The 25,516-nt window shown below is 69.0% G+C and carries 25 protein-coding genes; 13 read left to right on the top strand and 12 right to left on the bottom strand.

The window, feature by feature from the left end:
* Window positions 1-100: 100 nt before the first annotated feature.
* Both KF887_08480 and KF887_08475 read right to left on the bottom strand, forming a co-directional pair.
* Window positions 101-1,045, bottom strand: coding sequence for a glyoxylate reductase (NADP(+)) (locus KF887_08480; protein ID QYK43115.1), 945 nt, complete (start codon window positions 1,043-1,045; stop codon window positions 101-103).
* The gene (locus KF887_08475) at window positions 1,042-2,067 is read right to left on the bottom strand and encodes a LacI family DNA-binding transcriptional regulator (GenBank protein ID QYK43114.1); all 1,026 of its coding nucleotides are present in this window, start codon (window positions 2,065-2,067) and stop codon (window positions 1,042-1,044) included. The genes KF887_08480 and KF887_08475 overlap by 4 nt, the downstream gene beginning before the upstream one ends.
* Before the next feature lie 433 nt (window positions 2,068-2,500).
* Here KF887_08475 and KF887_08470 point away from each other — a divergent pair, with 433 nt between their 5' ends.
* From KF887_08470 to KF887_08425, 10 genes are all read left to right on the top strand, one after another.
* Window positions 2,501-3,649 carry a mandelate racemase/muconate lactonizing enzyme family protein gene (locus KF887_08470; GenBank protein QYK43113.1) on the top strand — a complete coding sequence of 383 codons (1,149 nt, stop codon included), beginning with the start codon at window positions 2,501-2,503 and terminating at the stop codon, window positions 3,647-3,649.
* A gap of 103 nt (window positions 3,650-3,752) precedes the next feature.
* Window positions 3,753-5,339 (top strand): ABC transporter substrate-binding protein, encoded by a 1,587-nt coding sequence (locus tag KF887_08465; protein ID QYK43112.1) that lies wholly within the window; start codon window positions 3,753-3,755, stop codon window positions 5,337-5,339.
* Window positions 5,340-5,352: 13 nt separating this feature from the next.
* Window positions 5,353-6,291 (top strand): ABC transporter permease, encoded by a 939-nt coding sequence (locus tag KF887_08460; GenBank protein QYK43111.1) that lies wholly within the window; start codon window positions 5,353-5,355, stop codon window positions 6,289-6,291.
* Complete coding sequence (locus KF887_08455) at window positions 6,288-7,196, top strand: ABC transporter permease (GenBank protein QYK43110.1); 909 nt, start codon at window positions 6,288-6,290, stop codon at window positions 7,194-7,196. Before KF887_08460 ends, KF887_08455 begins: the two co-directional genes overlap by 4 nt.
* Window positions 7,193-8,173 (top strand): ABC transporter ATP-binding protein, encoded by a 981-nt coding sequence (locus tag KF887_08450; protein QYK43109.1) that lies wholly within the window; start codon window positions 7,193-7,195, stop codon window positions 8,171-8,173. The genes KF887_08455 and KF887_08450 overlap by 4 nt, the downstream gene beginning before the upstream one ends.
* Window positions 8,170-9,171, top strand: coding sequence for an ATP-binding cassette domain-containing protein (locus tag KF887_08445; GenBank protein ID QYK43108.1), 1,002 nt, complete (start codon window positions 8,170-8,172; stop codon window positions 9,169-9,171). Before KF887_08450 ends, KF887_08445 begins: the two co-directional genes overlap by 4 nt.
* Complete coding sequence (locus KF887_08440) at window positions 9,168-10,187, top strand: CoA transferase (protein ID QYK43107.1); 1,020 nt, start codon at window positions 9,168-9,170, stop codon at window positions 10,185-10,187. Before KF887_08445 ends, KF887_08440 begins: the two co-directional genes overlap by 4 nt.
* On the top strand, window positions 10,174-11,418 hold the full coding sequence (locus KF887_08435) for a CoA transferase (protein ID QYK43106.1): 1,245 nt from the start codon (window positions 10,174-10,176) through the stop codon (window positions 11,416-11,418). The genes KF887_08440 and KF887_08435 overlap by 14 nt, the downstream gene beginning before the upstream one ends.
* Complete coding sequence (locus KF887_08430; protein QYK43105.1) at window positions 11,418-12,269, top strand: MaoC family dehydratase; 852 nt, start codon at window positions 11,418-11,420, stop codon at window positions 12,267-12,269. The genes KF887_08435 and KF887_08430 overlap by 1 nt, the downstream gene beginning before the upstream one ends.
* Window positions 12,266-13,366, top strand: coding sequence for a mandelate racemase/muconate lactonizing enzyme family protein (locus tag KF887_08425; GenBank protein ID QYK43104.1), 1,101 nt, complete (start codon window positions 12,266-12,268; stop codon window positions 13,364-13,366). The genes KF887_08430 and KF887_08425 overlap by 4 nt, the downstream gene beginning before the upstream one ends.
* 42 nt (window positions 13,367-13,408) lie before the next feature.
* Here KF887_08425 and KF887_08420 read toward each other — a convergent pair whose 3' ends face one another.
* The 5 genes from KF887_08420 to KF887_08400 form a co-directional block, all read right to left on the bottom strand.
* Window positions 13,409-14,533 carry a fumarylacetoacetate hydrolase family protein gene (locus KF887_08420; protein ID QYK43103.1) on the bottom strand — a complete coding sequence of 375 codons (1,125 nt, stop codon included), beginning with the start codon at window positions 14,531-14,533 and terminating at the stop codon, window positions 13,409-13,411.
* 102 nt (window positions 14,534-14,635) lie between these two features.
* A complete protein-coding gene (locus KF887_08415; protein QYK43102.1) occupies window positions 14,636-15,808 on the bottom strand; it encodes a D-galactonate dehydratase in 1,173 nt (390 codons plus the stop codon).
* Window positions 15,809-15,850: 42 nt separating this feature from the next.
* Window positions 15,851-17,125, bottom strand: a complete 1,275-nt coding sequence (locus tag KF887_08410; protein QYK43101.1) for a TRAP transporter large permease — start codon at window positions 17,123-17,125, stop codon at window positions 15,851-15,853.
* Window positions 17,122-17,565, bottom strand: a complete 444-nt coding sequence (locus tag KF887_08405; GenBank protein QYK43493.1) for a TRAP transporter small permease — start codon at window positions 17,563-17,565, stop codon at window positions 17,122-17,124. The genes KF887_08410 and KF887_08405 overlap by 4 nt, the downstream gene beginning before the upstream one ends.
* Window positions 17,566-17,745: 180 nt before the next feature.
* Complete coding sequence (locus KF887_08400) at window positions 17,746-18,768, bottom strand: DctP family TRAP transporter solute-binding subunit (GenBank protein ID QYK43100.1); 1,023 nt, start codon at window positions 18,766-18,768, stop codon at window positions 17,746-17,748.
* Between the two features lie 145 nt (window positions 18,769-18,913).
* Between KF887_08400 and KF887_08395 the strand changes: the two genes are divergently transcribed.
* Both KF887_08395 and KF887_08390 read left to right on the top strand, forming a co-directional pair.
* A complete protein-coding gene (locus KF887_08395; GenBank protein QYK43099.1) occupies window positions 18,914-19,693 on the top strand; it encodes a FadR family transcriptional regulator in 780 nt (259 codons plus the stop codon).
* Between the two features lie 162 nt (window positions 19,694-19,855).
* Window positions 19,856-21,217: an MATE family efflux transporter gene (locus tag KF887_08390; protein ID QYK43492.1), complete on the top strand. Its 1,362-nt coding sequence runs from the start codon at window positions 19,856-19,858 to the stop codon at window positions 21,215-21,217.
* A 4-nt stretch (window positions 21,218-21,221) separates the two neighbouring features.
* Here KF887_08390 and KF887_08385 read toward each other — a convergent pair whose 3' ends face one another.
* Both KF887_08385 and KF887_08380 read right to left on the bottom strand, forming a co-directional pair.
* Entirely contained in the window at window positions 21,222-21,515 is a 294-nt protein-coding gene (locus tag KF887_08385) for a DUF1330 domain-containing protein (GenBank protein ID QYK43098.1), read from the bottom strand.
* A gap of 30 nt (window positions 21,516-21,545) precedes the next feature.
* On the bottom strand, window positions 21,546-22,322 hold the full coding sequence (locus KF887_08380) for a 23S rRNA (adenine(2030)-N(6))-methyltransferase RlmJ (GenBank protein QYK43097.1): 777 nt from the start codon (window positions 22,320-22,322) through the stop codon (window positions 21,546-21,548).
* 64 nt (window positions 22,323-22,386) lie between these two features.
* On the opposite strand from KF887_08380, the gene KF887_08375 reads away from it, so the two are divergent.
* Window positions 22,387-23,325, top strand: coding sequence for a hypothetical protein (locus KF887_08375; GenBank protein QYK43096.1), 939 nt, complete (start codon window positions 22,387-22,389; stop codon window positions 23,323-23,325).
* Here KF887_08375 and KF887_08370 read toward each other — a convergent pair.
* From KF887_08370 to KF887_08360, 3 genes are read right to left on the bottom strand one after another with little or no spacing between them, the layout of a single operon-like run.
* The gene (locus KF887_08370; GenBank protein ID QYK43095.1) at window positions 23,322-23,702 is read right to left on the bottom strand and encodes a hypothetical protein; all 381 of its coding nucleotides are present in this window, start codon (window positions 23,700-23,702) and stop codon (window positions 23,322-23,324) included. The two genes, KF887_08375 and KF887_08370, sit on opposite strands and share 4 nt — an antisense overlap.
* Before the next feature lie 31 nt (window positions 23,703-23,733).
* Window positions 23,734-24,813: an endonuclease gene (locus tag KF887_08365; protein QYK43094.1), complete on the bottom strand. Its 1,080-nt coding sequence runs from the start codon at window positions 24,811-24,813 to the stop codon at window positions 23,734-23,736.
* On the bottom strand, window positions 24,794-25,495 hold the full coding sequence (locus KF887_08360) for a molecular chaperone DjiA (GenBank protein QYK43093.1): 702 nt from the start codon (window positions 25,493-25,495) through the stop codon (window positions 24,794-24,796). The genes KF887_08365 and KF887_08360 overlap by 20 nt, the downstream gene beginning before the upstream one ends.
* Between the last annotated feature and the right edge of the window lie 21 nt (window positions 25,496-25,516).

Here is a 25,516-nt window from a genome sequence, read left to right as displayed (position 1 = left end):
CCCGACAAGATCGGTGCCCGTCAGCGTGACCACCCGCGCGGTATCCGGCCGATCATCCGGCGGACGCGCGCGTGTCAGCGCTGCGCTTTCCGGCCTCGTTCTAGTAGCGCCCGGCGCGGTTGACCGACCCCGTCATGGCGTCGGGGCGCCCCTCCAGCCAGGCGGTCAGGTTGGCATCCAGGATCGCCTGCAGCCGCCTTTCGGTCGAGGGCGCGCGCGAGGCGCAGTGCGGTGTCAGCACCACGCGGGGATGGACATAGACCCAGTGACCCTCGGGGGGCGGTTCCTCGGCCCAGACATCCAGGGTGGCGCGGGCGATCGGGCCCTCCAGGGCCGCGCGCAGGGCCTCGGGCTCGATCAGGGCGCCTCGCGCGACGTTGATCAGGTGCTGTCCGGGGCGGCAGTGACCAAAGGTTGCCGCGCCGAACAGGCCGCGCGTGGCCTCGGTCAGCGGGGCGCACAGGACAAGGTGGTCGCTTTCGGCGCAGAGTATCGGCAAGGGCACCAGGGCGACGCCGTCGGGGGCGGTGGCCTGCGTGCGGCGCGTGGCGCGCACCACCATTCCGAACGCACGGGCGCGTTCGGCGATGGCCCGTCCGATCTCGCCATAGCCCACAAGACCCAGCGACCGCCCCTCCAGGCTGCCCCCGCCAGGCGCCCGCCACTGATCGCGGCTGGTGACGCGCAGCGCGGCAAGCCCCTTTTCGGCATCGAGGACGGCGGCCATCACGTACTCCGCGATCGCGGGGGCCGAGGCGCCGCGCGACACCGTCAGATACGGCAGGCCGAACAGCCAGTCAGGCGCGTCGTCCAGCCCCGTCGGGCGAACATGCATCCATTCCACCCCCCCGGCCCAGGCGGGGGGCAGCCGCGACAGCCGCCGCAACATGCCGTTGCCCACCAGGACGACGCTGGCCCCCTCTGCCACGCCCCAGGGGTCGTCGGGGCCCAGGCGGTCGATCCGCGTTCCCGCAGGCAGCCGGGCGCGCAGCCAGTCATGCCGGTCGGCGCCGAACTGGTGGGCGATATGCAGGGGGCGGGTCATCCCGCGGCGTCGGGCGTGGCCCATCCGCCCGGGGCGGTGGAGGCGCGGACCACCAGTTCACCCGGCAGCGTGAACTGCCGCGGCGGCCCGATGTCATCGGCCACCAGCAGTTCGACGGTCTTGGCCACGATGGCCGGAACCGGCTGGCGATAGGTGGTCAGGGCGTAGCCGGTCCAGGCGGCCATCGGGATGTCGTCGAACCCCGTGACCGCGATCTCGCCCGCGCGACCGGCGTCCCGGATCGCGTCGATCCCGCCGAGGGCAAGGATGTCCGAGGCATAGACGATGGCATCGGGGTTCTGCGGCAGCAGGTCCAGCGTGCCGCGGCGGCCTGCGTCATGCGTGTAGGCCTCGTACGAGGCGGTGCCGACCAGACGCATCCCAAGCTCGGCCAGCCGCGTGGTAAACGCCCCCCGCCGGGTCATGCCGATGGTCGAACCGGTCAGACCCGCGACATAGCCGACCCGCCGCCGCCCGATCTGGTGCAGGTGATCGACCAGGGTGCGGAAGCCTAGCGCATTGTCGCAGCACACCGTCGTGATGTCGTCATGGCCCAGCCGGTTGAGCAGGATCGCCCGCCGCCCCTCGGTTGCCCAGGCCATGGTGCGGGCGTTCAGCACCGTGGCCGAGATGATGACCACGGCATCCACATTGTAGGTGCGGATGGCGTGAAGCTGGTCCTCGATGCTGGCGCCGGGCGCGATGTTGAAGAACAGGCTTTGCAGCCCCGCGCCCTGCAATCCCTGGGTCAGCTGCGCCAGCAAGGCGGGGTAGAACGGATTCTGCATGTCGGACACGACGACGCCGACGATGTTCGTGCGCCGCTTCGTCAGCATCGAGGCGATGGCGTTCGGCTGGTATCCGTAGTCGCGCGCCGCGCCCAGGATGCGGTTGCGCAATTCGGGCGTGATGCTGCTGCCGGGGGTGAAGGCGCGCGACACCGCCGACTGGCTGACCCCGATCAGCGCCGCAAGCTGGCGCGCGGTCATCGGGCGTGGTGCGGCGGGGCCTGTCTTGTTCACCGGTCGGGTTCCCGTGGCTGCATGATTCTCACGTTTAGCACTATGCGCGTGGCCCGGGCCATGGGGCAGAGATTTGCATGAATGCGGTTTCACGACAACCGCAATACGCCGCCGCAGGGCAGCATCGCGGCCGCAGAGAATCTTGCGCCCGCAGAAATCGACCGCTGCACAAGACAGGTTTCAGAACCGGAGGTCTGCCCGCATATGGCCTTAATATTGTTATTTTACATACTATTATGACTCACCGAAGAACGGCGAGGCTAGGATCCGTCAGCCTCGGGGCGCTGACGAACCCTCCGATCCCCGCGTGCACCCCCTTCCGTGATTCAATTCCGGAATCCCGAAATCAGGTATTGAATACGGATGCCAAACCTGCTCATCATCAAGGGCAGGACACAGCGCGCCCCGCGCGCCGCCCGGGGAGGGGCTTGCAGTGTCGGACCAGGAAACAGGAAAACCGGCAGCCATCGCCGCATCCGCCCACCGCATCACCTCGGTCGAGGCGTTCCAGGTGGCATGGAACCCGGGCGATCCGCCCGGACGGCGAACCGCGATCGTGCGCGTCCGTACCGACAGCGGCCTTGTGGGGCATGGCGAGGCCTCTCCGATGATGGGGGGCGACCACAGCCTGCTGGTCGTGCGCGACTTCGCCGCCAGCCTGATCGGCGCCGACCCCTTCGACCAGGCGGTGATCCAGGACCGGCTGTTGCACCGCTACATCAAGCTCGGCCCCGAAGGCGCGGTGACCGGCGCGCTGGCGGCGCTGGACATCGCACTGTGGGACATCAAGGGAAAGGCGCTGGGCCTGCCGGTCTACAAGCTTCTGGGCGGGGCCTGGCGCAACAGGCTGCCGTTCTATGCCTCGATCGGCGGCAATGCCACCCGCACCGTCGACGAGGTGGTGCGCACGGTCGAGGCGCGCTGGCGCAAGGAAACACCGTCAGCCATCAAGATCCGCTGGGATGGCGACCGGACCCGGCAGGACCACGACATTCCCGGAGACATCGCCAAGGCCCGCGCGGTCCGCAGGCTGGTCGGCGACGACTTCCCCCTGGCCTTCGACGCGAACAACCAGTACTCGGTCGGCGGCGCGATCCGGGTGGGGCGCGCGCTCGAGGACCTCGGCTACATCTGGTTCGAGGAACCGGTGCAGCACTATGACGTGCGCGCCATGGGCGAGGTGGCGCAACGGCTCGACATCACCGTCTCGGCGGCCGAGCAGACCTACACGACCCAGGCGCTCGTCGACATGATCCACGCGGGCGTCCGGATGGTGCAGCCCGACATCATCAAGATGGGCGGCATCACCGGGCTGATGCAATGCGCGGCGATCTGTTTCGCGCACGGGGCAGAGCTTGTCCCGCACCAGACCCAGCCGGGCATCGGACATGCCGCGAACCTGCATGTCCTGGCGACGCTGATGCACAACACCAAACCCGCGGAATTCGCGGACCCGGACACCCGGATGCATGTGGCCTTCGAGAATCCGTTGCTGCCGCGCGATGGCATGTTCGACGTTCCCGACGGGCCCGGGCTGGGCCTGCGGGTGCGCGACGACGAACTGGACCGGCGGCGCGCCTGACATCGGGCCGGGCAGGATCAGGTTTCAAATCCGGCGGAACAAGAACCGGGAAAGCGACGCGCCAGGGCAGAAGCCCCGCAACCGACGATAGGGAGGACGACACATGATCACGAGACGGACACTTCTGGGAACGGCCGTTGCCGCATCGGCAAGCGGTCTTTTCGCGCCTCGGCTCCGCGCCGCGGCACCCGACACGCTGCGTTTTGCCAGCGCGGCAGGCGGCCCCCGCAGGCTGGACCCGAACCAGACCACCCAGGGGTCGGACAACTGGGCGGTGGTTCAGGTCTTCGAATACCTCGCCCGGCCGCCGGACGGCAATTTCGGCGTCGCCCCGGGCGACTTCGAGCCATGGCTGGCCGAAAGCTGGACGATCTCGGACGACGCCAGGACCTGGGTCTTCACGCTGCGCCAGGGCGTGCAGTTCCACAAGGGCTATGGCGAGATGACGTCCGAGGACGTCGCGCGGTCCTTCATCCGCGCCCGTGACGAGGGGGTGAACGCCGCGAACTACAGCAACCTCGCCGAGGTGATCGAATCCGGCAAGTACGAGGTCACGATCCGGCTGCACAATCCCGACCCGATGTTCCTCAGCTCCACGGTCGCGGCCCGCCATGTCATGGTGATCTCGAAGAAGGCCGAGGCCGAGATGGGTGAGAAGTTCCTCACCGAGGCCATCGGCACCGGGCCCTACAAGCTCGACCGCTTCGACAGCGAGAAGGGCATGTTCCTGAGCAGGCACGAGGATTACTGGGGCGAACCCGCGATCATCACCAATGTCGAATGCCTCTACATCGCCGATACCACCGCGCGCACGTTGGCGCTGATCTCGGGCGATGTCGACATGGCCGAAGGCGTGCGCCAGCCCGGCTGGGTGCCGCAGATCCAGAACCAGAAGCCGGACCTGCTGTTCGACATGACCGTTCCGGGGTCGTTCAACACGCTGTTCTTCAACCTGGCCAAGGACCCGCTGCAGAACATCCAGGTGCGCAAGGCGATCATGCACGGCATCAACAAGCAGGAGATCGTCGACGCCCTGCAACCGATGTCGCGGATGGTCTACACGCTGAACCCGCCGAACTATCCGACCGGCTTCTCGCTCGAGGAACTGCCCGAGGATCTGCGCTACGAGTACGATCCGGACGAGGCGAAGAAGATGCTCGCCGACGCCGGGTTCCCCAACGGGCTGACCATCCCCGTCAACACCTCGCAGCGCGAGGACTACAGCACCCAGCACCTGATCATCCAGGAACAGCTGCGCCAGATCGGCATCAACATCGACCTGACGATCATGGACCATTCGGCCTATCACGCCACCAACCGGCAGAACCTGAACACGCTGAACATCAACTCGTCGTCGCTGCCGCCGGTGCCGCTCTATGTCTTCAACGACTATGCGGTGTCGACGGCAAACATGACCGATGACGGCAAGGGCGGGGCCAACTATTCGCACTACGGCGTGCTGATGCCCGGCGTCGATCACCTGCTGGCCGAGATGCTGCAATCCACGACGTTCGAGGATTACGTCGCCAAGGGCCGCGAGGTCGAGTTGCAGATCCAGCGTGACCTGCCGATGGGCGGCCTTCCGACGCTGTCCTATCTGGTGGTGCGCAACCCGCGCATCGACCTCGGATACGAAGTGCAGGGCGGCTATGCCTACTGGCGGTTCTGCAAGGCAAAGATCGTGGCCTGACGGGACCCTGCGCATGGCGAGATACCTTTTCCTCAGGCTTCTGGACATGGTTCCGACCGTGTTCCTGGTGCTGACGCTGGTGTTTGTCGCCATGCGCATCCTGCCGGGCGATCCGGCGCTGGCCGTTCTGGGACAGAACGCGGACGGGGGGCAGCTTGAAGCCTTCCGCGAGCGCATGGGCCTGAACGACCCTCTGTGGCTGCAATATGTGAAGTTCCTGCGCGATGCCGTGCAACTGGACTTCGGCCGTTCGCTGATGACGAACGTGCCGATCAGCACGCTGATCGCAAACAACCTGCCGCACACGATCTACCTGACCATCACATCGGTCGCGATGGGGCTGATCGTCGGTGTGCCGCTGGGGATCTGGGCCGCGACGCAGCGCAACAGATGGCCCGACAACGGCCTCCGGCTCTACGCGCTGATCGGCTATTCGGTGCCCGACTTCTATCTGGGCGCGATCCTTCTGGTGGTGTTCTCGCTGCACCTCGGGTGGTTCCCGATCAACGGGGCCGGCCAGGGGTTCTGGGGCGGGCTCTATCACCTTCTGCTGCCCGCCGCGGCGCTTGCCTTCCTGAAATCGGCCTTCATGGGCCGGCTGACCCGCACCTCGCTTCTGGAAGTGATGGGGCGCGACTATGTGCGCACGGCGCGGGCCAAGGGCGCCCGCGAGGGACGGGTGATCTTTCGCCACAGCCTGCGCAACGCGCTGCTGCCGCTGTCCACCGGTCTGGGCCTGTCGATCCTGGCCACGCTGTCAGGGTCGGTCGCCATCGAACTGGTGTTCAACCGCCCCGGCATCGGCCGCCTTCTCATCACCGCGATCCAGGAACGCGACTATCCCGTGATCCAGGCCGGGGTGATGATGTTCGCCTTCTTCGTCATCATCGTGAACCTGCTGATGGACATCGTCTATATCATCGTCGACCCGCGCATCCGGGTGAAATCATGACCGGAGCGCGCATCGAGCGGCCCACAGCCGAGGCGATTGCCGAACGCGAGGTCCTGGCGCCCGAACCGGGCTTCCGCGAGGCGTTTTCCGCCGTCGTGATGGGGCGGCCCTCGACCCAGATCGCCTTTGTCGTCGTGCTCGTGTTCATCGCGGTGGCGGTTCTGGCCCCGCTGATCGCCCCCTACGATCCGCTGCGCCAGTCGATCATGCGGATCAACCAGGCGCCGTCGTCGATGCACTGGCTGGGCACCGACCAGTTCGGCCGCGACGTGCTCAGCCGGCTGATCCACGGATCGCGCAATTCCCTGATCTTCGGCCTGCTGTCACCGGTCTTCGCGGCCTTCTTCGGCACGGTGCTGGGGGTGGCGGCGGGCTATTTCGGCGGCGTGGTCGACCGCGTCATCAGCCGCGTGATCGACATGCTGATGGCCTTTCCCGAACTGCTGCTGGCGATCCTGATCGCGGCCGCGCTCGGCGGCAGCTTCTGGAACATCGTCGTCGTCCTGACCGTCGCCTTCACGCCCGGCTTTGCCCGTGTCGCCCGCGCCTCGACCCTGTCGGTCAAGCAGGAACCCTATGTCGAGGCGGCGATCGCGGCCGGGGTCTCGACGCCCCTGATCATCATCCGCCACATCGTGCCGAACATCCTGGCGCCGATCGTGGTGCTGATGGCCCTGTGGTCCGCCAGCTCGATCCGGATCGAGGCCACGCTGTCCTTCCTGGGCATCGGCACCCGGCCGCCGAACCCGTCCTGGGGTAACATCATCCGCGATGGCCTGAACAGCATGTTCGCGACCCAGTGGCCGATCATCGCCGGCGGCCTTGCCATCACCATCGTCGTTCTGGCCATCAGCATCATCGGAGATGCCGTGCGCGACTTCCTCGACCCCGAGACCAACCAATGACCGCGCCGCTGCTGGATATCCGCGACCTCACGGTCGAGTTCGGCCCCGTCAGCCGCCCGTTGCGCGTGGTCGACCGCGTCTCCTTCGGCATGCGCCCGGGCGAGGCGCTCGGCGTCGTGGGGGAAAGCGGGTCGGGCAAGTCGATGACGGCGCTGTCGGTCATGCGCCTTGTCCCCGAACCGCCCGCCCGCGTCACCGGGCAGATCCTGTTCGACGGCAAGGACCTGCTGAAGGTGCCCAGACGGGACATGCCCGCGATCAGGGGCAAGGACATCGGCATGATCTTTCAGGAGCCGATGTCCTCGCTGAACCCGCTGATGACCATCGGCGACCAGATCGACGAGGCGATCATGCTGCATGATGCCGCCACCCCCGCCGAGCGGCGCGAACGGGTGATCGGGCTGCTGCGCCTTGTCGGGATGCCCGACCCGGAAAGCCGCCTTGGCGCCTATCCCAGCCAGTTCTCGGGCGGCATGCGGCAGCGGGTGATGGCGGCCATCGCCATGGCCTGCAACCCCCGGCTTCTGGTGGCGGACGAACCGACCACGGCGCTGGACGTGACGATCCAGGCGCAGGTGCTGGAACTGATGCTCGACATCCGTCGCCGCTTCAACTCGGCCATCCTGCTGATCACGCACGACCTGGGCGTGGTGGCCGAGGTCTGCGAGCGCGTCGTGGTGATGTATGCGGGGCGGATCATGGAGGATGCCGACGTCGCCTCGCTGTTCGAGAACGCCCGCCACCCCTACACGCAGGGCCTGATGAAATCGATCCCGACCCTGACCGACACGCGCAAGCGGCTGTACCAGATTCCCGGTTCGGTGCCCCCGGCGGGAACGATCCGCGAAGGCTGCCCCTTCCGCCCCCGCTGCCCCCTGCGGATGGATCGCTGCGCGGTCGAGATGCCCCCCCTGGTGTCGCACGGGCCGACGCATCGCGCCGCCTGCTGGGCGACCATGCAGGAGGCCGCAGCATGAGCGTGCTGATGGATGTGCGCGAGGTCAGCAAGACCTTTGTCGACACGACGCTGCGGCTGGGTCCGAAGCGCGCGCCGGTCCGCGCGGTGGATCGGGTCAGCTTCCAGGTCCACCGGGGCGAGACGCTGGCCGTCGTCGGCGAATCCGGCTGCGGCAAGTCCACGCTGGGCCGCCTGCTGCTGCACCTGATCGACCTGTCCGAAGGATCGGTGGTGTTCGACGGCCGCGACATGGGGGCGCTGCCCCGCGAAGACCTGCGCCAGATGCGCCGCCAGATGCAGATGGTGTTCCAGGACCCGTTCGGATCGCTGTCGCCGCGCCGCACGGTGGCCGACATCATCGCCGAACCGATGGACAGCTTCGGCCTGTCGGGCTCGCGCAAGGAACGGCGCGAGAAGGTGGCCGACCTGCTGAACATGGTCGGCCTGCCCCCGGCCTACATGGACCGCAAGCCGCGCCAGTTCTCGGGCGGCCAGCGGCAGCGCATCGGCATCGCGCGGGCGATCTCGGTCGACCCTTCCTTCATCGTGGCGGACGAACCGGTTTCGGCGCTGGACGTGTCGATCCAGGCGCAGATCATCAACCTCATGCAGGATCTGCAGCAGGACAAGGGTTTCTCGTTCCTGTTCATCGCGCATGACCTGGCGGTGGTGCGCCACATCGCAGACCGGGTCGCGGTGATGTATCTGGGCCGGATCATCGAGATGGGGACCAGGGACCAGGTCTATTCCGCCCCCCACCACCCCTATACCGAGGCGCTCCTGTCGGCGGCGCCGCGGATCGACCTCGCCGCGAAAAGCCGCCGCATCATCCTTCAGGGCGATGTGCCCAGCCCGTCGAACGTGCCCTCGGGCTGCGCCTTCCGCACCCGCTGCCCGCTGGCGACCGACCGCTGCGCGCAGGAACGCCCGGACCTTGCAGAGGTCGAGCCGGGGCGCACCGTGGCCTGCCACTATCCCGCGCCCTTCCCGATCTCCCGGCGGAGTGGGTCGGCATGAACGGGGCGCTTGCGGGGTTGGTGGTGCAGGACCGGTCCGGCACCATCGCGGGGCAGTTCTGCGGCAAGCTGCTGACCGATTTCGGGGCCGAGGTCTGGCTCGACGCGACGGACCATCCGGCCGCTCTTGCGGCGGGCGGCACGGGCGATCTGGCCAGCCCGCTTGACCTGCACCTGAACCTCGGGAAACGCCGCGGCGTGCCGCCGGTGCCGCCCGATGTCATCCTCTGCGGTCCGGCCGATGATCCCGCCGCCCTGCGGCACCGGCACCCGCAGGTGCTGGCGGTGGTCATCACCGGCTTCGGCGATGACGGGCCCAAGGCCGGATGGCGCGCGCCCGAGATCGTGCTGCAGGCCGCCTCGGGCATGATGATCTCGAACGGCATCCGGGGCCGCGAACCGCTCTACGGCACCGGCAACCGCGCCTCCTATGCCGCCGGCCAGGCGGCCTACATCCAGATCATGGCCTCGCTGCGCGCCCGCGCGCGGACGGGCCACGGCGATACCATCCGCATCGACGCCGCCGAAACCGCCGCCGCCATGTGCTTTCCCTATGTGCTGCAGGCCATCTACAACGGCACCGACCGGCGGCGCGGCGACCAGGACATCCCGGCGGGCGAGGTTCTGTGCCGGGGGTCCTGGGTGTGCCTCTGGGTCTATTCCAACCGCTTTGCCGCGCTCTGCCGGTCGCTGGGGCTGGACGATTGCCTTGCCGATCCCCGCTTTGCCGAGGCCCATACGCGGCAGGACCACTGGCAGGCGTTCTTTGCCCTCGTGCAGGCCCGCGTGGCCGACCGTGACCCCGACGCCTTTGTCGCCGAACTGCAGGGCATGAACATCATCGCGGCGCGGGCGTTCCGCATCAGCGAACTGCGCGACAGCGCCCATCTGGCCGCGCGCGGCTACTGGCGCCGGCTGACCCTCGGCGGGGAAGAGGTCGTACTGCCCGGCCCGCCCTTCCGGATGGGCCTGACACCGGCACGCGAACCGAAGGACAAGGCCGATGCTGCCGCTTGAGGGGATCCGCGTCGTCGAACTGACCACCGCCTGGGCCGGGCCGATGGCCGGGCGCATCCTGGGCTGGTATGGCGCGGAAAGCTTCCACATCGAAAGCCCGACGCGCACCAACACCTGGCGGTCGAACCGCGACAGGCCGAACCCGGTCACCTATCCCGATCTCGACCCGGGCGACCGGCCCTGGGACCGCTGCTTCACCTTCAACTCGCAGAACGTCAACAAGCGTTCGCTGGTGGTCGACCTCAAGAACCCGCTGGGTTTCTCGGTGGTGCGCAGGCTGGTTGCCCTCTCCGACGTGCTGATCTGCAACTTCCGCCCCGGCCTGCTGCAACGCCTCGGGCTGGACCATGCCACGCTGTCAAGGGACCACCCGGGCCTGATCGTGATCGAGATGCCGGCCTACGGTCTGTCGGGGCCCGCCTCGGGTTTCGCCGCCCTCGGCCCGACGATGGAGATGGCCGCGGGCATGTCGGCGATGATCGGCTATCCCGGCGGACCGCCGACGATCACCGGCCCCTCCTACATGGACCCGATCGGCGGCTTCAACGCGGCGGCGGCGATCCTGACCGCGCTGCATCACCGCGACCGTACCGGCCTCGGCCAGCATATCGAACTCGGGCAGGTCGAGGGCGCGATGCAGTTCATCGGCCCCGAACTGATCGCCGGGCAGGACATCGTGCCTGACGGCAACCACCTGCCCGACATGGCACCCCACAACGCCTATCCGTCGCCAGGCAAGGACAACTGGATCGCCATCGCCGCCCCGTCGGACGCGGCCTGGCTCCGGCTGGCGCGGATCATCGGCGGCGAGCGGCTGGTGCAGGACAGCCGTTTCGCCACACTCGAGGCGCGCAAGGCGAACGAGGCCGCGCTGGATGCCCTGATTGCCGACTGGACGCGGGAACAGGACCGGCACGCGCTCGCCGCGGCATTGCAGGCGCAGGGCATTCCGGCCTCGGCCGTCGAAACCGCACCCGACCTGGCCCGGTCCGACTATCTGCACGGACGGGGGTTCTTCACAACGCTCGATCACCCGGTGGCGGGCCGGCACGATCATCCCGGCCTGCCGTTCCATTCCGAGATCGCACAGGGGTCGGCCCGCAGCGCCGCGCCGGGCTATGGCGAAGGCAACGAATACGTCCTGCGCAGCGTCCTGGCCCTGCCCGAGGACGAGATCGCGGCAATCCTGGCCAGCGGTGCGCTGGCCGACGTTCCGGCGCCGGGCCTGTGATGCGCGACCTGCCCGAACGGATCGAGGTCACCGCCACGCTCGATCCGCGTCCCCGCTACAAGGGCACCAGCCACGATGACGCCACGGCCCGTGCCATGGGCTTCCGCGCGGCGCTTCTGCCGGGGGTGTTCGTCTACGGTCATGCGACGCGCCCGGCGGTCATCGGCTGGGGCGAGGATTGGCTGGCCCGCGGTCAGGCCAGCGTGCGGTTCCGCAGGCCGGTCTTTCACGGCGACCCGCTGGTCGTCCGGCGCGGGCCGGTCACCGCCGCATCCGGTGCGCTGACCGCTTCCGTCACCGTCAGCCATGCGGACACCGGCGAGGTCGTGCTGGATGGCAGCATCGGCCTGGCCGCGCGGGCCCCCGCGCCGCCGCAGGCCCTGCCCATCCTGCCCGCCTTCGCCCCAAGGCGCGCCATCGGCCCGGGGGCGGTGCCCGAGGGGCTGCAACTCGGCAGTGGCGAAACCGTCCTGTCGCCGCAGATCGTCACCGAATCCCTCGCCGATTTCCACGAAACCGCGCCGATCTTCGCGGACCGCAAGCTCGTCCATTCCGGCTGCCTGATCCGCGCGACCATGGGCGATGCCCTGGGCAACCTCCTGCTGCCCATGCCGGTCATCTTCACCGGCGTCACCGTCACGCATCTCGCCGCCGTGCCGCAGGGGGCCGTCTGCCGCACCTCGGCCCGCATCACCCTGGCGTGGGAAACGCGCGGCAAGCATTACTTCGAGACCGAGGAATGGCTGATCGCCGATGGCAGGCCGGTCGCCTGCCACCTGCGCCAGAACCTCTACGCCATCACCGAACAACCGGGCCGCCCGCCGCAGCCCGCCGGGGGGACAACCGCATGAAGATCGCCCGTATCGAGACCTTCACCAACCGCCTGATCGGCTTCGTCCGCGTCACCGCCGACAGCGGCGAACAAGGCTGGGGCCAGGTCTCCACCTACAACGCCGACATCACCTGCCAGGTGCTGCACCGCCAGGTGGCGCCCCATGCCATCGGCGCGGATGCGCTGGATTTCGCCGCGATGATCGACCTGATCGGCGAACGCGAATGCAAGTTCCCCGGCACCTACCTGCGCCGCGCCACCGGCGGGCTCGACACCGCGCTCTGGGACCTGCGGGGCAAGGTCGAGGGCAAGCCCGTCACCGCGCTGATCGGCGGCAGCCCCGGGCGCCTGCGCGCCTATGCCAGTTCGATGCGCCGCGACATCACCCCGCAGGACGAGGCCGACCGCCTCTGCCGCCTGCGCGACGAAAAGGGCTTCACCGCCTTCAAGTGGCGCGTCGGCAAGGAATGCGGCCGCGACATCGACCAGTGGCCCGGCCGGACCGAGGCCATCGTGCCCCATGTCGCCGGGGCGCTGGGCGACGGGATCGACAAGCTCGTCGATGCCAACTCGGGCTTCACCCCCGCCCGCGCCATCGCCGTCGGCCGGATGCTCGAGGACAACGGCATCTCCCATTACGAGGAACCCTGCCCCTACTGGGAATACGACTGGACGCGCGAGGTGCGCGACGCCCTGTCGATCGACATCACCGGGGGCGAGCAGGATTGCGAACTGTCCGCCTGGAAGACGATCATCGGCACCCGCACCGTCGATGTGGCGCAGCCCGACATCCTCTATCTCGGCGGCATCTGCCGGACCCTTCAGGTGGCGCGGATGGCCGAGGCCGCAGGTCTGCCCTGCACCCCGCATTCGGCCAATCACGGCATGGTCACGCTGTTCTCGATGCACCTGCTGCGCGCGATCCCCAACGCGGGCAAGTATCTCGAATACTCGATCGAGGGCCCCTACAGCCAGCAATGGGCCGACGGCCTGTTCCTCGAACGCCCCTTCGAGGTGACCGACGGCCATGTGCAGGTCAGCGACGCGCCGGGATGGGGCGTCACGGTCAACCCCGCCTTCCTCGACGGCGCCAGCCATGCGCTGACCGAAGCCTAGGCCGCCCGCGCTTCGGCTCCGTGCTTCGGATCTGGCCGCGCCTCAGATCAGGCCGCGACGCGCAAGGTTGGCCATCAGCGCCCGGATGCCGAAGGTCCATTCCGGACATTCGGTGCTCAGCGCCACCCGGTTGCGCAAGGCGCCCAGCCCCTCGGCGGATATCGTGACGACATCGCCCAGCCGGTGCGTGAAGCCGCCGCCAGGCTCATCCCGGTCCTCGGTCGGCGCGAACAGCGTGCCGAGGAACAGCATCAGCCCGTCGGGATACTGGTGATGCCGCCCGATGGCCTGCGCCACGAGGTCCGCAGGGTCGCGGCTGATCTGCGCCATGGATGACCGCCCCCGCAGCACGAACCCCTCGGGCCCCTCGACCACCAGCGACAGTTCCGCCCGCCGCACGTCGGCCAGCGCATAGCCATCGTCGAACAGCCGCAGGAACGGGCCGATCGCGCAGGACGCATTGTTGTCCTTGGCCTTCGACAGCAGCAGCGCCGACCGCCCCTCGACATCGCGCAGGTTCACGTCATTGCCAAGGGTGGCCCCCACGATCCGCCCCCGCGACGACACCGCCAGCACGATCTCGGGTTCGGGGTTGTTCCATTTCGACACCGGATGCAGCCCGACATCGGCGCCATGCCCCACCGATGACAGGACCTGCGCCTTGGAAAACACCTCGGCGTCCGGGCCGATCCCGACCTCCAGGTACTGGCTCCACAGCCCTTCGGCGATCAGCGCCGCCTTCACCGCCATGGCCTCGGCCGAACCGGGCCGGATGTTGCGCAGGCTGTCGCCGATGGCCGCCCCCACCCGCGCCCGGATCGCCTCGGCCGCCGCCGGGTTCCCCGCCGCCCGTTCCTCGATCACCCGCTCGACCATCGACCCCGCGAAGGTCACGCCGCAGGCCTTCACCGCCTGAAGGTCGCAGGGCGCCAGCAGGTGCCGGACCGACGCATCGCCCACCGGCGCGGCAAGCAGGTCCGCCACCGGCCCCAGGTCGCGCCCCGCCGCCCCGCGCACATATCCGGCCGGGTCCTCCATCTCGCAGATGTCGCACACGAGCGGCGCCTCGCGGCCGGTGATGTCGAACACCACGCCATCCCGCACCGTCACCACCGACGGACCCCCGGCGCCCGGGTCCCATATGCGCCCGATCAGTGTTCCGTCCATCCTGCTGCCTCCCGTCGATGCCCGCGCCTGCCGGCGGCGAACGCGGCGGGCCACGGTCCCGCCCCTGCCCCCGCCGGTCAAGCCCCGGCAGGTCCGCCGCGCCTACCAGTGCGCAATTGTCCCGTCCGGCAGCACCGCCTCCAGCGCGGGCACGATCTCGGGCGCAAAGGGGTGCCGCGCGGCGGCCTTCTCGTCAATCTCGACCCCGAAGCCCGGCCCCTGGGGCACCTCCCAGCAGCCATCCACCAGGCGCATGGGATGGGCGAAGATATCGTCGAACCACGGCACAAGGCCGACCGCCTCTTCCTGGATCAGGAAGTTCGGCGTGGCGACGTCGAAATGCAGCGCCACGGCCCCCGCGACCGGCCCCATCGGGTTGTGCGGCGCGATGCCCATCTGCCCGGCCTCGGCGATGGCCGCGATCTTCCTGCCGCCGGTCAGGCCACCGCAGTGGCTCAGGTCCGGCTGCACATGGGCCACCGCGCCCAGTTCCGCCAGTTCGGCGAACTCGCGCAGCGTGAACAGCCGCTCGCCCGTGGCCAGCGGGCAGTTCACCCGGCGGGCAAGGCCAGCCATGGCGGCGGCATTGCCCGGCTGGATCGGTTCCTCGACGAACAGCGGGCGGATCGGGGCGATCACGTCGATATAGGCCCGGGCCACCTCGGGCGATGCGGGCCGACCGTGGAAATCGGTCATGATGGCCACATCCGGGCCGACCCGTTCCCGCACCGCCACGGCCAGCCTTTCCACATGCAGCAGTTCGGGCACCGTCGCCTCGAAGGCGCAATAGGGCACGAACCCCAGCTTGACCGCATTGTATCCCATCGCCACGGTCTCCTCGACGGCGTCGCAGAAGGCGCCGATGTCGGCGGTGCCCACCTGCGCGCCGATCCTGGCCCGCCGCAGATGCGTATAGACCCGGACCCGGTCGCGCACCTGCCCGCCCAGCAGCTGCCATGCCGGAACGCCCAGATCCTTGGCCTTGATGTCCCACAGCGCCTGGTCGATGGCCGACACCGCCGTCAGCCCGATCGACCCCAGCGGCCAGAAGCTGAACTTGGTCATTCTGGCAAAGATGTGCTCGATCCGGCGCGGGTCCTCGCCGATGACGAACTGCTCCAGATCCTCGATGGCCCCCAGCACCGCGCGGGTCTTCCATTCCAGCGTCGCCTCGCCCCAGCCGTGCAGGCCAGGCTGGTCGGTCTGGACCTTCACGAATATCCAGTTCCGGTGGATCGCGTTCACCACCACGGTGCTGATGCCGGTAATCTTCATCAAGTCTTCTCGCCTAGATATGTGCGTTCAGGGGGCCGGGCATCAGTTCAGCAGGTTGGGCAGCCAGCTGGATATGCCGGGTATCAGACAGATCAGCGCGATGGCAGCCAGTTGTGCCAGCAGGAAGGGTGCCAGCGCGCGAATGAGCGGGAACATCCGCACCCGCGCCACGCGCATCACCACGAACAGCACCACGCCCACCGGCGGCGTCACCAGCCCCATCGCCAGCGTCAGCATGATCACCATGCAGGCCTGCATCGGGTCGATGCCCAGCTTGTAGACGACCGGCATGATCAGCGGCGCAAAGATCAGGATCGCCGCGCCGATGTCCAGGAACGTGCCCAGCACCAGCATCAGCCCCGCCACCGCGAACAGGAACAGCACGGGGCTGTGCTCGAACAGGCTGGCCGCCGAGGCCACCCACGCCGAAATTCCCAGGATGTTCAGCGCGTAGGACAGGATCGTCGCCGCCGCGACCAGCAGATAGATGCTGGCCGAGGTGCGCGCCGCCCGCAGGAAGGCCAGCCACAGCCCCCGGAGCGTCATCGCCCGGAACACCACCACCGACAGGAACACCGCATAGGCCACCGCGATCCCGCCGCCCTCGGTCGCGGTGTAGATCCCCGCGATCATCCCGCCGACGATGACGACCGGCAGGGTGATCACCGCCAGCGCCTCGACCGCCATCCGCGCCATGCCCTCGCGCCGGAACTCCAGCCTGCGGGGCCTCGGCACGCGGCCGCGCAGCGCGTCCACCGCCACCACGGCAGCGCAGGCCCCCGCCAGCAGCAGCCCCGGCAGGACACCCGCCAGGAACAGGTCGATCACCGAAAGCCCGGTCACCGCCGCCATGATGATCGCCAGGCCCGAGGGCGGGATGATCGGCCCGACCAGCGACGAGGCTGCCGTCACCGCCGCCGAATACTCGCGGCTGTAGCCTTCCTTCGGCATCTCCTCGGTGAACACCCGGCCCAGCGCCGCGGCATCCGCCACCGCCGAGCCCGAGATGCCCGCGAACAGCACCGAGGTGCCGATATTGGCAAAGGCCGTCCCGCCCCGCAGCCAGCTTGTCGCCGCCGACCCGATCGAGATCAGCCGCGCCGTGATCCCGCCCTGGCTCATGATCTCGGCCGCCAGGATGTAGAACGGCACCGCCAGGAACACGAAGCTGTCCACCCCGGTGAACAGCCGCGTCGCCACGACGCCCATCGGAATGCCCGCGATCCAGACGCCCAGCATCCCGGCGAGGCCCAGCGCAAAGGCCACCGGAACGCCCAGGAACAGCAGGCCCAGCCCCAGCGCGGCAACCCCGATCATCGCGCGTCCCCCCCGCCCGCCAGCCCGTCGCCGGGGGTGCCGTCGCCCCGGTCAGGCTCGAACCCGGCCAGCCAGCTCAGCGCGATCTGCACCAGCATCAGCGCCGCCCCGACCGGCAGCGCGGCATAGGGAAGGATCATCGGGATGCCCGAGGCCGGCGCCGTCTGCGCGGCGTTCCGCATCGCCAGCGGCCAGCCGTAGATCAGGATGACCACGCAGAACACCGCCGCCGCCGTGTACAGCGCCGACTTGACGAACCGGGCGTGCTGCGGCCGGACCAGCCCTTCCAGCGCCTCGATCCCCATGTGCTCGACCCGGAAGATGCAGGCGACGCTGCCCAGCATCATCAGCCAGATCATCGCGTAGCGCATCACTTCCTCGGTCCAGCTGAAACCGGTGCCGAACAGATAGCGCCCGCCCACCTGCGTCAGGTTCAGCAGCGTGACGGCGATCATCAGCAGACCCGCCGCAATCTCGGTGCTGCGGGCCAGCAGCCGGGCGGCCGTGGTGGCGGCATGCGTCATCGGAATTCCCTTGTGCGCGGGGCGCGCGCGGCATCCTGCCGGCGCGCGGACGCCGCCCCGGTCCGGTCCTGCGACCGGGCCGGGGCCGCGCCGCGATCAGTTGCCGTAAAGCTCGGCCTTGGCCGCGTCCACCGCCGCAGTCAGCTCGTCCACCAGGTCGCTGCCCACCCGGCTGCGGATGAACTCCAGCACCGGGGGCTGTGCCACGGCCTTGAAGGCCGCCTTCTCCGCCGGGGTCGAGACGTGGATCTGCATGCCCAGCTCCTCGGCCAGCCTGCGGCTGTAGCGCCAGTCGCCCTCGGTCTTCAGCAGGTTCTCGGTCCAGGCCATCAGTTGCGCGGCATCCTGGATCACCTGCTGGTGCCCCGGCTCCAGCGAACTGAACCAGTCGTTGTTGGCGATGATCACATGCAGCCCGAAGGTATGCTCGTTCAGCGTGTAATACTTCTGCACCTCGCCGTGGCCGCCGTTGTAGACCACCGCCGGCGGGTTTTCCTGCCCGTCGACCACGCCCTGCCGCAGCGCCATCACCACCTCGGCGCCGCTGATCGGAACCGCCGTGGCGCCCAGCGAATTGACCATCGTCATGTAGACCGGGCTTTCCATGGTCCGGATCTTCAGCCCCGCGATATCCTCGGGATTGACCAGCGGCCGCACGTTGTTGGTGAACGACCGGAACCCGTTCTGCGAGAATGCCAGCGCCCGGATGCCGGTGGTCGCCAGCATGTCGTCCTTCATCTTCTCGGCAAAGTCGCTTTCCAGCACCTTCCAGGCCACCGGCGCGGATTCGAACAGGTAGGGAATCGACCACACCTGCATCGGCGCATAGAAGCCGCTCATCGCGCCATCGGCCGGAAAGCTCAGCTCAAGGCTGCCCTGCTGGACCATCTCGATCATCTCGCGCTCGCCGCCCAGCTGGTTGTTGGGGAACAGCCGCACCGTGATCTCGCCGTTGGTCTTGAACTCGACATATTCCTTGAACCGCACAAGGGCCTGATACTCGGGGGAATCGCCCTCGGGCATCCCGATGCCGAACTTGATCTCCGTGGCATCGGCATCGGATGCACCCACGGCAAGGGACGCCGCCACCAGGGCAGCCGCACAGATCACATGTTTCATGTTCATTGGTCCTCCTCCATTTGGCTGGGTCCGCGGGCGCATGGTCTTGGTGCTTGCTGCCAGACGTTGCCAGTGCAGGCCGGGTGGCACTACATAGGATGTAGAATGAACAGTTCTAGATCACATGTAAAGAAGGATCGAGCGCTTGACCCACAGGCACGCGACAGCCGCAGCCCCCTCGCGCCGTCATCTGGACCTGCAGATTCCGGCCGAATTCACCTCGGCCCTGCCCACCGGCGCGGCCAAGCAGGCGGTCGAGGTCCTGGGGCAGCGGATCACCAATGACGTCTACTCGCCCGAGGCGGTGATGCCGACGGAAGAGGAGCTTGCGGAATCGCTCGGCGTCAGCCGCGCCACGCTGCGCGACGCCATCAAGGTGCTGTCGGGCAAGGGCCTGGTCCGCACCGCGCGGCGCTACGGCACGCGCGTGCGCCCGATCGAGGAATGGAACCTGCTCGATGCCGATGTGGTCATGTGGCACGACCCGGCACATCCGCGCATCCGCCGCATCTTTGCCGAAACCACCGAACTCCGCGCCATCCTCGAACCGGCGGCGGCGGCGCTGGCCGCCCGCCGCGCCACGCCCGAACAGGTGCGGACCCTGCTTGCAGCCGCAAATGCCATCCACCCCGGCCAGGTCGATGTCGAACACCTGTTCGACGCCGACTGCCGCTTCCACCTGACGCTGCTCGACATGACGCGGAACAACGTGATGCGGCAGATGCGCCCGATCATCCTGACCATGCTGCGCGTGTCCTACGAATTCGGCGTGGGGAACCCGCAGAACGAAAAGGTCAGCCGCGAAGGCCACATCGCCGTGGCCGAGGCCATCGCGGCCCGCGACGCCGAAGGCGCGCGCAAGGCGATGTCGGCGATGCTCGACCTCAACCGATCGCTCGCGGAAGACTACTGGCGCGGGGCCTAGCGCGGCGGCACGTCGGGGCGAAGTCTTGACAAAGGCTTAACGCGGCCAGGTCAAGCCATTGAAAACAAACGGCCCGAAAAATGTCCCACCGTGGGACGCCCGGCGACCCGCGCGCGCCCCCTTGCCCTGCCCGCGCGCCCGCGCTAGGGCGCGGTCATGTCGATGTCGTCCACCCTCCAGCCTCCGCTCTCCGCGGCGGGCCATGCGCGCGCCACGCTCGTGCTGGGGCTGCCGCTGATCGGCAGCCACCTGGCGCAGATCGCGCTGCATGTCACCGACACCATCATGCTGGGCTGGTACGGGGTGCTGCCGCTGGCCGCCGGCGTGCTGGGCGCGTCAAGCTTCTTCATCGTCTTCATCCTCGGCTCGGGCTTCGCCCATGCCGTGATGCCGATGGTCGCGGCCGCGCTCGGCCGGGGCGACCCCGCCCAGGTCCGCCGCGACACCCGCATGGCGCTCTGGCTGTCGATCGGCTTCGGCCTGGCCTTCTATCCGGTGTTCTGGTGGTCCGAACCGATCCTGCTGGGGCTGGCCCAGAAACCCGACGTCTCGGCTCTGGCCGCCGACTACATGCGCGTCGCCGGACTGGGGCTGATGCCGGCGCTGATGGTGATGGCGCTGAAGAACGCGCTGGCGGCACTGGAACGCACGCAGGTCGTGCTGTGGGTGACCGTCGCGGCGGCCCTGCTGAACGCGGCGCTGAACTGGGCGCTGATCTTCGGCAACTGGGGTGCGCCGGAACTGGGCGTGATGGGCTCGGCCATCGCCACGGTGGCGGTGCAGGTCTTCTCGCTGACCGTGCTGGTCGTCTATGCCAGCGTCCTGCCCGCGCTGCGCCGCTACGCCTTCTTCGTGCGGTTCTGGCGGCCGGACTGGCCCGCGCTGGTCCAGGTGTTCCGCCTCGGCTGGCCGATCGGACTGACCGGGCTTGCCGAAGGCGGGCTGTTCCAGGCATCGGCGCTGATGATGGGCTGGATCGGCACGGTCGAGCTTGCCGCCCACGGCATCGCCATCGAGGTGACGGCGCTGACCTTCATGGTCCATGTCGGCCTGTCGAACGCGGTCACCGTGCGCACCGGCCGGGCGCATGGCATGGGCGATGTCGCGGGCATGCGGCTGGGCGCGCAGGTCGCGGTCGTGCTGTCCTTCGGCTTTGCGCTGGTCACGGTCGCGCTGTTCCTGGCGCTGCCCGAAAGCATCATCGCGCTGTTCATCGACCCGGCCGACCCGGCCGCGCCGCTGATCCTGGCCTTCGGCACCACGCTTCTGGCGGTGGCGGCGCTGTTCCAGCTGGCCGACGGCATGCAGGTCATGGCGCTGGGCCTGCTGCGGGGCGTGCAGGATACCCGCGTGCCGATGTGGCTGGCGGCCTTCAGCTACTGGGCCATCGGCATCCCGACCAGCTATGTGCTGGCCTTCCCGCTGGGGATGGGCGGCCCCGGCCTGTGGCTGGGGCTGGTGGTGGGGCTGACGCTGGCGGCGGCACTGCTGATGGCGCGGTTCTGGCGACGGCTGCCGGGCTGACCGGTCAGCCCTCCCACCCCTCGACGATCACCAGGTCGGCCTCGGACACCGGCAGGCGCAGCGCGCGGGCGGCGGCGTAGTCGGGGTCGTCCCAGCAGGCGCGGGCGGCCTCGATCGTGGGGAACTCGATCACCACGGTGCGGGCGCGCGACCGGCCCTCGGCCTGGAACGCGGCGCCGCCGCGCACCAGAAAGCGGGCACCGTGGCGGGCGAAGGGCACCGCATTGGCGCGCCGGTAGGCCTCATAGGCCTGCGGGTCGGCCACATCCACCTGTGCCACCCAGTATCCCTTTGGCATGATCGCTCTCCTCTCTCCGTGACGCGCCGCTCAGGCGCTGCCGAACACCTCCGCCACCCCGGCCAGGCCCTCGGCCGTGCCCCAGGGCGGGTTGACCACGAACAAGCCCGATCCCGCCATGCGATGCCCCGGCCGCACCGGCGGAAACCGCACCTCGTGCCGCAGTCCCTCGGGAAACATCCCGGCCAGCAGGTCCAGCATCGCCAGATGCGGCCCGGACGCGAGGATCGGATACCACAGCGCGATCACGCCGACGTTCCATTTCCGCGCGATCCGCCCCATGGCGAGGGGGATCGCGTCGTAATCCTCCTTCACCTCCCAGGACGGGTCGATCAGCATCAGGCCGCGGCGCGGCATCGGGGGCGTCAGCGCCAGCGCCATCTCGATCCCGTCGCGGTCATGCAGATGCGCACCGAAGCCCGACATCGCCGCCGCAAGTGCTGCATGTTCCCGGGGGTGCAGTTCCGCCAGATGCATCACATCGCCCATCCGCAGTGTCAGCGCCGCGATCAGCGGCGACCCGGGATAGGCCTGCGCGCCCCAATGCGCCCGGACCTGCGCCAGCCGCCGCGCATAGGGATGGTCAGGCGGAAACCGCCCGGCCAGCCGCCCCACGCCCGCCGCCGCCTCGCCCGTCCGGCGCGCCTCTGCCGCGTCGAGATCATAGAGCCCACGGCCCGCATGCGTCTCGATATAGGTCAGCGGCTTGTCCTTGGCTGTCATGTAGTCGAGCATCAGCGCCAGCCCGGCGTGCTTGTGCACATCCGCCGGGTTGCCCGCGTGATAAAGATGCTGGTAGGAAAGCATTCCTGTTCCCTACCCGCCCCCGCGCCGCCGGGCAAGGCGCCCGGACAGCACCGTGAAAGCCCCGATGCAGAAGAAGCGCGGCCTTGTCATCTCGAACTGCCAGGCGGCGCCCCTGGCCCAGATGCTTGGCTATTTCTGCCGCGACATGCAGTTCACGGCCTTCTCGGTCAACCAGACGAACGAGGCCAACCGGGCAGCCCGCATCGCGGAACTGCTGGCAGGCCCGGGGTCCGGGGCCGACGTGGTGCTGTCGGTGCCGCTGTCGGCCGAGTTCGGTGCCCTGTCGCGGCCGCAGATCGCCGGAACCTTCGCCGGACGGCCGGTGCTGCTGATCCACAACATCTATTTCGCGGGCCTGCATCCCGACCTTACCTATGTGGGCGGCATGGGGCAGCGGGTGCAGGGGCCGATGGGCGACTACCATTCGCGGATCGTCGCGCTTTCTGTGGCGCAGGGCCTTCCGCCCGAGACCGCCCGGGCCCTGTTCCGCCCCGAGGTCTACCGCGCGCTCGGCTACAACCGGGCCTTTGCCGCCTCGCTTGCCGAGTTCCGCGAACGCGAGTTGCAGGTGGACGTTCCGTTCGCCGACCGGATGGCACGGCTGGTCCGCCGCGAACGCGGCTTTCTGACGGTGAACCACCCCACGGCGGTGACCTTCGCGGCCTATGCGCAGGTGATCGTCAGCCATCTCGAGGAACGCGGGCTCGCCCATCCGTCGGGCCTGCCGACCGATCCTTCGGTCCTGCCGAACGCGCTGGCCCCTTTCGGGGTTTTCCCGGTCTACCCGGAAATCGCCGCGCGCCACCGCCTGCCCTATTCCGACCCCTACCTGTTCCGGCCCGGCACCGTGGAGGGCATGCCGAACGTGCTGACGCTGGACGATTTCGTGGCGCTGGGACATGCCGCGCTTTCCGGGCTGCCGCGCGACCGGCTGGCGGCCTCGCCGCACCTGCGCCCGCACATGGACGACTTCGCCCGCGTGGCGGCGCGGTTCGCCGCCTAGAGCTCGATCTCGCCCTGCGGCTGGGGTGCGGGAAGGCCGGGCAGCGCCGGAGGCGGCGGGGCACCCGGCCGGCGGCGGATCAGGATGTCGCCGTTCGGCATCCGCTCCGGCGCCTCGTACTGCGTGACATCGCCCATCAGGTCCACAAGCTGCCGCAGCTTCGGGCCCATCTCGCGCAGCGCGGGCTCGATGTCCTGCAACGCGCGGCCCATCTCGTCCAGGGCGGGCTCCATCTCCTGCATGAGACCGCGGAACAGCAGGCGCGCGCCCTCTTCCATCAGGCTGAACCCGTCGTCGCCCCCGGGCGCGGCCTCTTGCGCCCGCAGCGGGGGCGACAGGGCAACGACCAGTCCGATGGCAAGGGCGACGGCACGCATGGGCACAGTATGCGCCCCTTCGATGACGCTTTCAAATCACATCGCGAACCGGCGGCAGGTCGACCGAGACAGGGAAATGGTCCGAGGCCGCCAGCAGCGCCTCGCGCAGGTCGGGCACGGCGGCGATGCGGGGGTCGTTGAACGGATGCCAGATGCGCCAGTCGGGGCGCAGCGCCGCCAGATCGGGCGACACCATCACGAAATCGAGCAGCGCCTCGAAATACCGGCGGTGCTGTTTCTGGAAGAACCGCGCCGTGGTCGGCGCCAGTCCGATCCGCCGTCCCAGCGTCATCGCCGCATGGGGATCGTGCACCCGCAGCGCCGGTTCGGCCCCGGGCCCCAGCACCACCTCGACCCCCGACCGCCCGAACAGCCGCTCGTAGTCGTCCAGGCCCGGGCCGTCGTTGAAATCGCCCGCCACGATCACGCTGTCGCCCGCCGCCAGATGCGCCTCGACCCGGCGGCGCAGCCAGACGCATTGCGCCAGCTGCTTTCGGCGGTTCTCGATGGCGATGCGGGTCGCGTGGTCGGCGTCGCGCGCGCCGTAGGGCGCCTTCGACTTCGCATGAACCCCGATCAGCCGGAACCGCCGCCCGCCGCCCGTCGCCGCCAGTTCCAGCGGCGGGCGCGACCACCGCACCATCTCGGGCAGGTCGTCGGCGTCGAGGTCCAGATGGAACACCCCGTCGAACCGCGGCGCATGGCCGCCGGGCGGGCCGTCCTGCGGGTCATGGTGCAGCGCGATCCGGTCGGGATCGTACATCACCGCGATTTCCTGTTCGCTGTCGGACGGATGCCCGCTGATCGCGCGCCGGGTCCGCAGCCCGCAGGCCGCCGCGAACCCCTCGAGCGCCCGCACGCAGGACCGGCGGGCCGACTGGTCAGGCGCCTCGACCACCACCAGCGCATCGGCCTGCAGCGCCGTCATCACGATGCCGATCGCGCCCAGTTGTTCGCCGCGCGTCACCCCGTGGCGCTGCGACGGCTCGGCGTCGTCCAGCATCCGCCCGGCATCGTCGAACAGCGCATTGAACCACTCGACATTCCAGGTCGCGATCCGCAGCCCGGGGGTGGATGCGGGTGGGCCGCCCTCAGGCGGGCTGGCGGGCATTGATCTCGGTCCAGGCCTCGTTCACGGCGATCAGCCTGCGTTCCGCCAGCTTCACCGCCTCGGGCGGAACTCCCCGCGCGATCAGCGTGTCGGGGTGGCTGTCCTTGACCGCCTGGCGCCAGGCCTCGCGCACCTTGTCCATCGGCGCGAAGGGCGACACGCCCAGCACATCATAGGGATCGCGCGGGGCGCCATCGACAAACCGCGCCCGGATCGAGCGGAAGCACGGTCCCCCGACCCCGAAGATCCGCGCCACCTCCATCAGGAAGGCATCCTCCGAGGGGTGAAAGTCGCCATCGGCCATGGCGACGGCGAACAGCCCCTCCAGCACGTCCATCAGCGTCTTGCGGCCGTCCTCGCCGGGGAACATCGCCGCCACCTTGCGCGCATAGGCATCGAACCCCGCCACGTCCTGCCTGGCCAGATCGAACACCCGACCGGCGTTGCCCTCTTCCTCGGGCGGGATCATGAAGATGCGGCGGAACGCGGAAACCTCGTCGCGCGTCACCTGGCCGTCGGCCTTGGCCATCTTGGCGCCCAGAGCGATCACCGCGATGGTAAAGCCCACCGTCCGCTCGGGCGAGGCAAGCGGTGCCCCGCGCAGCCGGTCAAGGATCGCCGACAGCCCTTCACCCCGGCCAAGGGCCGCGACTGCCTCGCTGATACGGGTCCAGATCGACATGAGGGCGGGCGCGTCACAGAT

The sequence above is a fragment of the Paracoccaceae bacterium genome (assembly GCA_019454225.1).
Taxonomy (GTDB): domain Bacteria; phylum Pseudomonadota; class Alphaproteobacteria; order Rhodobacterales; family Rhodobacteraceae.
The sequence above is the reverse complement of the archived record's forward strand: the minus strand, read 5'-3'. Positions and strand labels throughout refer to the sequence as shown.